This window comes from Veillonella parvula (assembly GCF_001553335.1).
GTDB lineage: Bacteria > Bacillota > Negativicutes > Veillonellales > Veillonellaceae > Veillonella > Veillonella parvula_S.
The window spans coordinates 99,384-109,450 of the sequence record NZ_KQ960775.1 but is presented as its reverse complement, the minus strand read 5'-3'; the positions used below and the strand labels follow the sequence as shown (position 1 = coordinate 109,450).

The 10,067-nt window shown below is 37.1% G+C and carries 14 protein-coding genes; all 14 read left to right on the top strand.

All coding sequences use genetic code 11. The annotated features are described in order from the left end of the window. Positions 1-233 precede the first annotated feature (233 nt). The 14 genes from HMPREF1865_RS01025 (at position 234) to HMPREF1865_RS00960 (ending at position 10,044) form a co-directional block, all read left to right on the top strand. Positions 234-1,244 (top strand): GspE/PulE family protein, encoded by a 1,011-nt coding sequence (locus HMPREF1865_RS01025; protein WP_060918901.1) that lies wholly within the window; start codon positions 234-236, stop codon positions 1,242-1,244. Next, on the top strand, positions 1,228-2,247 hold the full coding sequence (locus HMPREF1865_RS01020) for a type IV pilus twitching motility protein PilT (RefSeq protein WP_060918900.1): 1,020 nt from the start codon (positions 1,228-1,230) through the stop codon (positions 2,245-2,247). Before HMPREF1865_RS01025 ends, HMPREF1865_RS01020 begins: the two co-directional genes overlap by 17 nt. Before the next feature lie 8 nt (positions 2,248-2,255). Further along, positions 2,256-3,431, top strand: coding sequence for a type II secretion system F family protein (locus HMPREF1865_RS01015; RefSeq protein WP_060918899.1), 1,176 nt, complete (start codon positions 2,256-2,258; stop codon positions 3,429-3,431). A 36-nt stretch (positions 3,432-3,467) separates the two neighbouring features. Beyond that, a complete protein-coding gene (locus tag HMPREF1865_RS01010) occupies positions 3,468-3,914 on the top strand; it encodes a competence type IV pilus major pilin ComGC (RefSeq protein WP_060918898.1) in 447 nt (148 codons plus the stop codon). A 53-nt stretch (positions 3,915-3,967) separates the two neighbouring features. Continuing rightward, on the top strand, positions 3,968-4,510 hold the full coding sequence (locus HMPREF1865_RS01005) for a prepilin peptidase (protein ID WP_060918897.1): 543 nt from the start codon (positions 3,968-3,970) through the stop codon (positions 4,508-4,510). Beyond that, a complete protein-coding gene (locus HMPREF1865_RS01000) occupies positions 4,489-4,950 on the top strand; it encodes a hypothetical protein (RefSeq protein ID WP_024061885.1) in 462 nt (153 codons plus the stop codon). The genes HMPREF1865_RS01005 and HMPREF1865_RS01000 overlap by 22 nt, the downstream gene beginning before the upstream one ends. 7 nt (positions 4,951-4,957) lie before the next feature. Further along, a complete protein-coding gene (locus HMPREF1865_RS00995; protein ID WP_060918896.1) occupies positions 4,958-5,314 on the top strand; it encodes a hypothetical protein in 357 nt (118 codons plus the stop codon). After that, entirely contained in the window at positions 5,311-5,967 is a 657-nt protein-coding gene (locus HMPREF1865_RS00990; RefSeq protein ID WP_060918895.1) for a hypothetical protein, read from the top strand. The genes HMPREF1865_RS00995 and HMPREF1865_RS00990 overlap by 4 nt, the downstream gene beginning before the upstream one ends. Then, positions 5,948-6,355: a hypothetical protein gene (locus HMPREF1865_RS00985; RefSeq protein WP_021148255.1), complete on the top strand. Its 408-nt coding sequence runs from the start codon at positions 5,948-5,950 to the stop codon at positions 6,353-6,355. Before HMPREF1865_RS00990 ends, HMPREF1865_RS00985 begins: the two co-directional genes overlap by 20 nt. A 9-nt stretch (positions 6,356-6,364) precedes the next feature. Continuing rightward, entirely contained in the window at positions 6,365-7,219 is an 855-nt protein-coding gene (locus tag HMPREF1865_RS00980; RefSeq protein WP_008714110.1) for a hypothetical protein, read from the top strand. 169 nt (positions 7,220-7,388) lie between these two features. Next, entirely contained in the window at positions 7,389-7,799 is a 411-nt protein-coding gene (locus HMPREF1865_RS00975) for a fimbrial assembly protein (protein ID WP_229039577.1), read from the top strand. Continuing rightward, a complete protein-coding gene (locus tag HMPREF1865_RS00970) occupies positions 7,789-8,196 on the top strand; it encodes a hypothetical protein (protein ID WP_230949588.1) in 408 nt (135 codons plus the stop codon). The genes HMPREF1865_RS00975 and HMPREF1865_RS00970 overlap by 11 nt, the downstream gene beginning before the upstream one ends. Positions 8,197-8,315: 119 nt before the next feature. After that, positions 8,316-9,158: a shikimate kinase gene (locus HMPREF1865_RS00965; RefSeq protein WP_060918894.1), complete on the top strand. Its 843-nt coding sequence runs from the start codon at positions 8,316-8,318 to the stop codon at positions 9,156-9,158. Then, positions 9,130-10,044 (top strand): ATP-dependent 6-phosphofructokinase, encoded by a 915-nt coding sequence (locus HMPREF1865_RS00960; protein WP_060918893.1) that lies wholly within the window; start codon positions 9,130-9,132, stop codon positions 10,042-10,044. Before HMPREF1865_RS00965 ends, HMPREF1865_RS00960 begins: the two co-directional genes overlap by 29 nt. Positions 10,045-10,067 lie beyond the last annotated feature (23 nt).

Sequence of the window (10,067 nt, the reverse complement as noted above, 5' to 3'; positions counted from 1 at the left end):
TATTTGTCGCAATATATTTTACAATTCATCATAACTTAAAATAAAATACGCTTTATCTAAGAGTTTTAATAAGGGCGCCCTTCGGGGCGCCTTTTTTGTATGTCTAAAAATAGAAAAGTTTTCGCTTCGTGGATTTTTAAAAATAAAAGAGGGATTTAGAGGCTGATGTCGAAACCTATAACGCCATACGCTAGTGTGAGGTAAAAACATACCGCAAGGTATTGGAGGTGACCATGTATGTAGACGTAACATTAGACGATATTATCTTGTATGCCTTAGAACACCATGTGAGCGATATCCACTTTGATCCCGTTGAAAGTGGTGCTCATGTTCGGTTGCGACAAGATGGACTGCTGCAACATTACATGACTGTATCATTTGAAGAAGCTGAACTCATTATCAACCGTATTAAGGTTTGTAGCTCTCTAGATATTAGCGAGAAGCGTTTACCACAAGATGGGCGTTGGTCTTGGAGTCATAAAAATAAGTCTGTAACGATGCGTGTATCTACATTGCCCAGCTTATACGGAGAAACCTTAGTATGTCGCCTTATGGGAAATGAAGGGAGTCATAAAGACTTAAAAGAATTAGGCATGCAGCCGGATATCTTTAAGCACATTGAACAATTATTAAAACGTCCTTATGGATTATTACTTATCTGTGGACCTACAGGCAGTGGTAAGACAGCTACTTTATATGCCATGCTTCGCATGTTAAATTTAGACGAAACAAAGCTTATCTGTCTTGAAGATCCTGTAGAAGCCGAAATTAAAGGGGCTATACAAATTGGTATTAATGAAAAGATTGGATTTACCTTTGCCAAAGGTCTTCGCTCTGTATTACGGCAAGATCCAGATACGATTATGATTGGTGAAATTAGGGATAAGGAGACCGCAGAGTTAGCCGTTAAGTCTGCTTTAACGGGGCATCGCGTATTATCTACTATACATACCAATACAGCTATAGGCGTTGTAACGCGACTCATGGATATGGGCGTAGAGCCGTATTTAATACGGGCTACGTTAATGGGGGCTATTGCACAAAGGCTAGTACGAAAATTCGATGGTACAGCATATCAGGGACGGACTGCTCTATTTGAATACTTAGAAATACCAGCTAATTCGGCTCATTGGGATGAATTAGAAACACATTTATTATTGTCATTAGAAGAGTCTGCTCGTAAGGCCGTATCTCAGCATGTTACATCTATAGAGGAGGTGCATCGTTGTGGACTCATGCTGTAAGAGTGAAAGTTTAGAAACTATTGTAGAAAATGCAATACAACTATCATCAACAGATATTCATCTACAATGTGGTCAGCCTATCTATTTGCGACATGGTGATGGATTAAAGGCTACTTCATTTATGTGTACTACAGAATTAATCGAGGATATATTGCGTCGTTGCGGTATAGCATCCTATGAGTGGCAGTCTCTTGATGAAGCTTGTTCCTGTTGTGGTGTGCGTATCCGTGTTCATCTATATCGAGCTAATCAGACCATATGCGGTACATTGCGATTACTTTGTCATCAGCAACTTAAGTTAGATGATAATAGTGAAGGTCAGTTATTACAAAAGCTATGTGAAGCACATGATGGTCTATTGCTTGTTTGTGGTCCTACAGGCAGTGGTAAAAGTTTTACCTTAGCTTGTTGTATTGATTATATAAATCAGACTATGGAGCGCCACATTATTACCTTAGAAGACCCTATTGAATTTGAGTTTGTACCTAAAAAGTCTTTAATACATCAACGACAATTAGGTGCTGATATTAATACTATGTCAGATGGTATTCGAGATGCTTTACGAGAGGATCCGGATGTCATTATGGTAGGCGAACTTCGAGATCGTGAAACTCTTGAAGCGGCACTTCATGCGGCAGAGACTGGGCACCTTGTAATGGCGACTATGCATACACAGCGTGCAGTGATGGCGGTTCATCGCATGATCTCTCTATTTCCTGGGGAGCAACAAGAAGAGATACGTAATCAGATATCTCAAGTGTTACGGGCCGTTATATGTCAGCGTTTACTTCGATGGAACAAAAAGTTCATTACCATTCGTGATATTTTGCTAAACACCCATGCAGTAGCAAATTTGATACGGACCCGTAAGGAACCACAAATCATATCTATTCAAGAAACGCAACTACCGATGAAAACATTAGAAATGGCTGTGCGAGATGTAAAGGCACAATATGGAGCCCAACAACAATTGCATACCTTGCTTGATCAACAATTATCGTAGGTGAATATATGGAGGCTTATGAATATGTCGTAAAAAATAATCAAAATGAAACAGAAAAAGGTTTGATGTGGGGGGATTCAGAACAAGAAATTGCAATACGGTTAAAACGAGATGGTTATAGAATTTATAGGATATCGTTGCAGGATGAAAGAAAGAAACATAAATGGAATCATACTATGGTGGTAGATGTGACTTATCAATTAGGTCTACTCATTGAATCTGGTGTTCCATTACGGCGAGCCTTACAGTTGCTCTGCCAGGGGAAACGAGGACTACTCTATACAGCTTTATATGAATCTATAGAGCGTGGTCAGACTTTATCACAGGCTTTACGAAGTGAAGGATGTCCTCCTATTGCTTTGGCTTTACTAGAAAGTGGTGAAGCAGCGGGCACCTTGGGTGAGAGTTTACAATATATATCCCGTCACTATGATTGGGAGAGGCAGCTGAAACAAAAGGTTATGAGTGCTATTTCCTACCCTTTATTTCTTCTTTTAATGATGAATATATTTTTTCTAGTTACCATTTTGTTTATTATTCCTTCGTTTGAAAAGGTATTTACCACTATGCATATTACATTACCTTTGATGACGCGAGCTCTTTTTGCATTAGGACAAGGGTTAAAATCGCATCCTCTAATGGTAATAGCTATTCATTGTGTTGTAATAGGTTCCTTAGCATTTGCTTATAAACAGCATAGTATAAAGTGTAAAGTACATCGTTGGCTTTGGCTGTTGGCTCACCGATACCAATGGAGTACTTGTGTGTATTATACAAGTATGTTAAAAGTTTGGGCTCTCTTACTAGATTCTGGTATTTCTATCATTCAAACCATGAATATTACTCGCCCTTTGTGGGGGAATATATATGGTGTTGAATGTAGTAAACAAGTGGAAGCAAGATTATTATCAGGACACTCACTGGAAGAAAGTTTACGTAGTGGTCAGATAGGAAACGCTTTTATATGGCAAATGGTGTCCATTGGAGAAGAGAGTGGTGAATTAGTAAAAATGTTAAACCACTGTGGCTGCTACTATGAATCTATACTTTCAAAATATATTGCTCGTTTAGAACGATTATTGGAACCGATTTTACTAACCATAATGGGAATCGGTGTAGCCGTATTAGTTGTATCTGTTATGTATCCCTTATTTACGTCCATTGCCAACTTAGGAGGGCAATAGACAATGTTATTACTTAACTACTAAAAGGAGAATATTATGAAGTCTATTATGCATATGATTCATGGAGTGAATTATCGATTAGAAATGTGCGGTCAATGGGTCGTAGATCGATTACATATTTCTCGTGTTCGAGAAGGGTTTAAAAAATCGAGAAAAGGTGGATTTACTCTCGTTGAATTAATGGTTGTAGTAGCGGTTATCGCTATATTAGCGGCTATTGCGATGCCACAATTCTTATCTGCTGCAGATAAAGCTAGAAACGCTAAAGAAACAGCAGATATTCAAATTATAAAAAATGCTACTCAATTGTATATGATTGACAAAAATGTCGATACACCTCCAACAGTAGAAAATCTATATAAGGAAGGATATCTTACTGAACATGTTAAGACTGCAAAAGGAAAAGAATACACTATTACTTATGAAGTTGTCAGTGGTGGGACTTCAAAATCTGTTGTTGTTAAAGCACCTAATGAGCCTTAATTAACTTGTATAGATTATGAATTACATACGTTAGTTATATGAAAGGACAAGGTATGAAAGGGACCAATTATGTGATAGGACTTTTTGTATATATAGCATCTATATTGCTACCTGTTATAGTTTCATCAAAAGCAATATCTTATACTCACATTGCTTTGTATGCTGTGTTTTCACTCATCATCATAGCAGGTGCTACCATCGATATGCATTACTATATATTGCCTGATGAAGGGGCATTAGTTCTTGTAATAGGTGGCATTATATATAGCTATATAAATGATCAATCTATGTTAGTAACCTTATTAAGTGTTATCAGCGTAGTTACTATTACATATGGACTTCGTTTGATTAGCCATAAAGGCTTTGGCATAGGCGATATTAAATGGTTTTCTGCTATTGCAATATGGCTCACTCCATGGGAAATTATATGTTTCTTTTACGTAACTTTTTGTGTTGGCTCTCTCTATCTCTTACTCACCGGTTATCGTAATCGATATATCCCATTTGGTCCCTTTCTATGCTTTGGCGGATGGTGTGCCATACATGGTGGTTCCTATGTGGAGGTGCTTTATCAATGGTTAAGGTGCAACTTATAAATCGTCAAAGTGGATCTTTATTGGCGGAATGGATTATTACTATTGGTTTAATCTTATTGCTCATTTCTATTGCCTTACCTATTGTGACAACACCTAGTCGTTATACTTTAAATGGTGCTACGCAAGAGGTGGCGTATATGCTCAAGAAAGTTCAACTGTGGTCTATGTTAGGGCATAAATCTAATGGTAAAGGGAGAATGCTTTTTATTTTAAATAAGGACAGTTATACCTTAGAGGAAGATGTTAATCATCATACGGTAAACATATCATTACCGCAAAATATTGAGAATGAACGGTCTATGACAATTATTTCTTTTTCAGCCTTAGGCTTACCTTATGATGGGACAGAAATTATTTTGAAAGATCGTGAAAGTGGTGAGAAAAATCGTATATGGATATCTGTACAAACGGGGCGAATTAGATGGGAAGAAGTGCACTGAAGGATTTATGTATGGTGACGCTTTAATATCAGCCGCTATAATCATGTTCATTTTACCGATTGTATTATCTATATTTTGGATGGCTACTCTTACGGTATATAAGGCGTATTATTGGGATCATATATTGCAAGATACCATAACGTATTTAGAAGTGGCTAAAGCTTCTTATTATAAGAATGGAACAATAGAAACTGGTGTATATAATTCTCAATTTACAATGAGTCCCAGTGAAAAAATTACCTATAAAACACATATAAAGCCTGTAGTGATAGAAGGTGTATCTTTACAACGATTAACAGTAGATGCCATCGACAATCAATCTGTTGTCTATTCTCTATCAGTTGATTTGGAGGGGATACATTGAAGGGAGAGGATATAGAAACGGTAATTGGGAAGAATAAAGAATACAAGCAGAATTCCATAACAGATAGAAATAAAAATAAGAATAAAAATAGAAATGATATGGGTTTTATTTTGTATTCTACGCTTATTAGTATGATGATTTCTATCATAGTCCTTACCTTATTGTTAGGTATCGTATTCTATGCAGTTATGTGGGATGCTAAATTACTTGATAGTGTAGCTATGATGGAGGATGGTCGATATACACGGCGTATGGTTGTGGCTCATATGATATGGAATCCTGTGAAGGTTACTGTAGAAGATCGTAATACAAGTTTATATATTCACGATACGAAGCGCACAACCTTAACTGTACAACGTCATGCATTATACAGAAAATTAACGGATGGTAGCTTGCAACCTGTCAGTGGTAGTCGAATTGTAGGAACTACAGATAAAAGAAATGTGGGCTATACCCAAGAATACCCTTTTAGTGTAGATACTAGTGGGACCGTGTATTTACGTTGGTATATTAATAATCGTTTTGTTAATGATAGAAAATACACAAGTGGTTATGGAGGATTATCCATATATGAGGTCTCTATTGGACAGAGTGCTATTTATGATTGGTATACAAGTAAAGAGGAGACAGGTTATGAACGTAGGAGCCCATAACGCGGGCTTTATTACATATATAGCGATACTTACAATGTCCTTTTTATTATTATTAGCTTTTATGGGGCTGCGTATAGGACAAATATGTGAAAGTAATGTGGTAGACGAATTGCATTTGGAAGAGGCTCATTATGCGGCACAGAAAGGTGTTCATTGGTTTGTGGGCTATTGTAAATTAGGAAATGTATGGGACTTTCAAAATAAATTAGTTGTGATAGATGATGAAAATGTAGAGATTACTATTGAAGCAGACCAATCAACAGATAATCCGCGACATATTATGAGTTATGGAAAATTGAAAAATAGTGAAATCGTGAGTCGTGTACATATGTATGTGACCGTAGATAAAGAAAAACATATGCATGTTATAAAGGTAAAACCTTATTGAGGTGATTCTATGAAACGAAAAAAGAGAATACATTCTGGAGTATGTATAACTGACGAACATATTGTATGTGTTACCGCTCATATAGAAAATAAAACAATGGTCATTACTGATGCGTTAGAAATGAAGCGTACAGGGCCTATTGATGAAGACGTTACAAAATTTATAGAAACCTATGATTTAGATGAAGGGGCCTATAGTATTGTTGCTAATATTGATACACAAATGCATGTAGCACCTTATGATCCTCATGATTTTGATATGAAGGAGTTTATAAAGTGGAATATAGAGGACTACTTTAGTTTTGAGGGGGATAGTTTCCAAATGGATGCTTGTCGCCGGGAATATCCACGACACAATTATCATATGTTTATGGTGGCTGTAGATCGGCATTCACTAGAGCTTTTGAAGCAAGGTATACGAGATACTTATGCACCTGTTGATGTTATTGATTTTTGGCCTATTCCTATTTGTTATTGCTTGATGCGGCGCAGCGGTACAGTAACAGGTGTTGTGGAAGAAGGCGCCATGCATTTATGGCTTTGGTGGAATGATATATGCATTCAAGAGTGTATTGTACCTATTACTAGTAGTGATGTAGCTGAAGCTATGGATAAGTTAGGAGTGAGATTACAAGACTTTGGTATAGATGAGATACAGGGAATTCGGATGTATGGGTTAGAATCTATAACAAATGAAGAACGGACAGATATGGAAGGTATAATTTCCATGTATGGAGAAACTGAATATATTCCATTATTATTCTTAGGTCGTGGCCGTAATCGTTGCAAGCAAGGGCAATTAGATTGGGACATGGCTATTGGTATGGCGGCAAGGGGGCTTAAATGGATTGGATTGGGCTGGTAAGGACAGATGTATTAATTTAATGCCTCGCTCGTTACGATGGCATAGTTTATGGCATACCTATCGATACCTTCTTTATGGGATAAGTCTTATATACATTATAGTAGGGCTTGTTACTATATATAGTTGTTGGTCAAGCTATCGTAGCTATGAAAATCGAAAGATAGACTTTGTGCGATTGCAAGCAAATGCTCAGTATCAAGAAATACATCAACAATATGGTGAATTAATGGAAATAAGAAATAAAATAATAAAGAATAAAATCCTTAAGAATCAAACAGATATATTACCCAATACAATGGTCGTATATATTCTTGATGCCGCTATGTCAGAACATATTAGTCTACAGCATCTTAGCATTAAGGATGGGCGTATCAGTATAGATGGTATAGGTACGAGTGACGAAATGTGTCGTAAATTTATTGCTATTCTCCAACAAAAATTACTAGGGATGGAGTGTCATGGAACAGTTAAAGCAGATAAAGGTGTTTATACATTCCATATGGACGGATCTAAAAGAGAGCACAACGTATCAGGTCGAGAGAATATTAACGGGCCTAGTGTTGTGGGGGATGCTCATTAGCCTTTCTATGTATGGGTATATCTATTTTGAAGACAAAAATAATAGCTTAAAAAATCAACAAGAAAATTATAATATACAAATAAATGCTGAGTCAGATTATATAGTGTCTAATGAAGCAAAACTATTAGAATCTTTTACACGGAACAAGACATCTAATACAAGTTCTAATACAAATATTTTTGATTCCTTGCAAGGAGAACCATTAATGATTGTCAGTACTGATGAGCATGAAGGTATACTAGAATTAACAGTATTAGGTAGTACAGAGCGTATGATTAACTGGATAAATACTGTTGAAGAAAAGGATCCTTCACGCCGTATAGAAATAGAAGATATAGAACGTAAAGGTAATGTAGTTTATGTGCATTGTGCAATTAAATCGATTATAAGACCTTAATGAAAATCGGGTGTACTGTATAGAGACAGATTATAGATTTTATGTCTATAGTCTGTCTTTGTTTTTGGACCATTTTATAGTACAATGAAGGATATGTAATGATAAGGGGCACATAATAGATGATAATAAAACGGAATATTATGCTCATTGGTTCTATGGGAAGTGGCAAAAGTCACTTTGGACGGAACCTTGCAGAACGCAAGGGTTGGCAATTTGTAGATACCGATCGCGTATTAGAAAGTCGTTTTGGGTTGCCCATTGCTGAGATTTTTAAAAAGATAGGAGAAAAAGCATTCCGCCGCGCCGAAATGGATGTACTAAAAAAGGTTTGCTTATACCATGAAGCAGTGATTTCTGTGGGTGGGAATTTTCCTATTGAACATCGCACCTTAAAGGTATTAAAAAAATATTCCTATATTATTGGTATCCGAGCTGCACAATTCCGTATTGTCAGTCGCGTGAATCGCCGTGTTGGGAAACGGCCTACCATGGACTATAGTAATGTGAATGCCTTTGTACATGCTATGATACAATCGTGGAAGCCCGTGTATAAGCAGTGCGATTTTGTACTAGATACAACAAATGGCCGGACCTATGATTTTATACAGCGTATTGAGGATGAATTAGATGCCTCAGATGTGCAATTTAAAGCAAGACGTCAACCCAATGATATAAACGATGTAGATGCTAAAGAAGCATCTGAAGATATACAATTTAATAATCAACAAAGTAGGAAAAAAGAGATTTCTGAAGCAGTATCAAAAAGAGCAATGTCTAATAAAATTCGTTATGATAAACGGTATAAACAAAAGACTTCTAATCAAACGAATAAAAAAGGTAAGGCACATAGTATATCCAAACAACGTACACCACAAGGGGGTAATGGATATGAGAAGAATCGCAATACTAACAAGCGGCGGAGACGCACCTGGAATGAACGCCGCCATAAGAGCGCTAACTAGAAAAGCTATACATGAAGGTTTTGAAATATTTGGTATTGAACGTGGCTATTTAGGTATCATTGAGGAAAAGATATTTCCCTTATCGAATCGAGACGTTGGTGGCATCATAACACAAGGTGGTACGATGCTGAAAACGGCACGCTTTCCAGAATTTCAGAATGAAGAAATTCAACGCAAAGCTTATGAAATTTTGAAAACTTATGACATTGACCATTTGGTTGTTATCGGTGGTGATGGCTCCATGCGTGGTGCTACAAGTTTATCTAAACTTGGTATGTCTACTATGACCATTCCATGTACGATAGATAATGACATGGGTGGTACACAATATACGATAGGCTATGATACGGCTCTTAATACGGTAGTTGATGCGGTTGGGCGTATTCGTGATACATCAAACTCCCATGAACGTGTAGCTATTGTGGAGGTTATGGGGCGCAAAGCTGGACATATTGCATTAAAGGCAGGCCTAGCTTGTGGGGCAGAAATAGTTTTGGTTCCTGAAAATCCCATGCCTTTACATGCGGTTTGTCGTCATTTAAAGGAAACACAAATTCGGGGTAAAGAATATAGTGTTATCCTCGTTGCAGAAGGTGCCTATAACAGCGGTGAGGTGAAAGCTTTTATCAAGGAGCATACAGAATTTGATCCTAGCCTAACTGTGTTAGGCTACTTACAACGTGGCGGTGGTCCATCGGCATTTGATGCTATTTTAGCGGCTCGCATGAGTGAAGTCTGTATTAATTTATTGATGAGTGGTGTCGCTAACCGATTAGTAGGTTATATAGATGGTCATATCCGTGCACTATCTTATGAAGAGGCAGAACGTCTTGAATTTCCAATCGATGAGAAGGATTATAGATTATTGTCAATATTGAGTAGTTAATGGCCCGTAAGGGCCATTTTTTA

Bases quoted from the DNA above. Each gene is read 5' to 3' on its own strand.
- HMPREF1865_RS01025 (WP_060918901.1), top strand. From the start codon at position 234: ATGTATGTAGACGTAACATTAGACGATATTATCTTGTATGCCTTAGAA.
- HMPREF1865_RS01015 (WP_060918899.1), top strand. From the start codon at position 2,256: ATGGAGGCTTATGAATATGTCGTAAAAAATAATCAAAATGAAACAGAA.
- HMPREF1865_RS01010 (WP_060918898.1), top strand. From the start codon at position 3,468: ATGAAGTCTATTATGCATATGATTCATGGAGTGAATTATCGATTAGAA.
- HMPREF1865_RS01005 (WP_060918897.1), top strand. From the start codon at position 3,968: ATGAAAGGGACCAATTATGTGATAGGACTTTTTGTATATATAGCATCT.
- HMPREF1865_RS01000 (WP_024061885.1), top strand. From the start codon at position 4,489: ATGGTTAAGGTGCAACTTATAAATCGTCAAAGTGGATCTTTATTGGCG.
- HMPREF1865_RS00995 (WP_060918896.1), top strand. From the start codon at position 4,958: ATGTATGGTGACGCTTTAATATCAGCCGCTATAATCATGTTCATTTTA.
- HMPREF1865_RS00985 (WP_021148255.1), top strand. From the start codon at position 5,948: ATGAACGTAGGAGCCCATAACGCGGGCTTTATTACATATATAGCGATA.
- HMPREF1865_RS00980 (WP_008714110.1), top strand. From the start codon at position 6,365: ATGAAACGAAAAAAGAGAATACATTCTGGAGTATGTATAACTGACGAA.
- HMPREF1865_RS00970 (WP_230949588.1), top strand. From the start codon at position 7,789: ATGCTCATTAGCCTTTCTATGTATGGGTATATCTATTTTGAAGACAAA.
- HMPREF1865_RS00965 (WP_060918894.1), top strand. From the start codon at position 8,316: ATGATAATAAAACGGAATATTATGCTCATTGGTTCTATGGGAAGTGGC.
- HMPREF1865_RS00960 (WP_060918893.1), top strand. From the start codon at position 9,130: ATGAACGCCGCCATAAGAGCGCTAACTAGAAAAGCTATACATGAAGGT.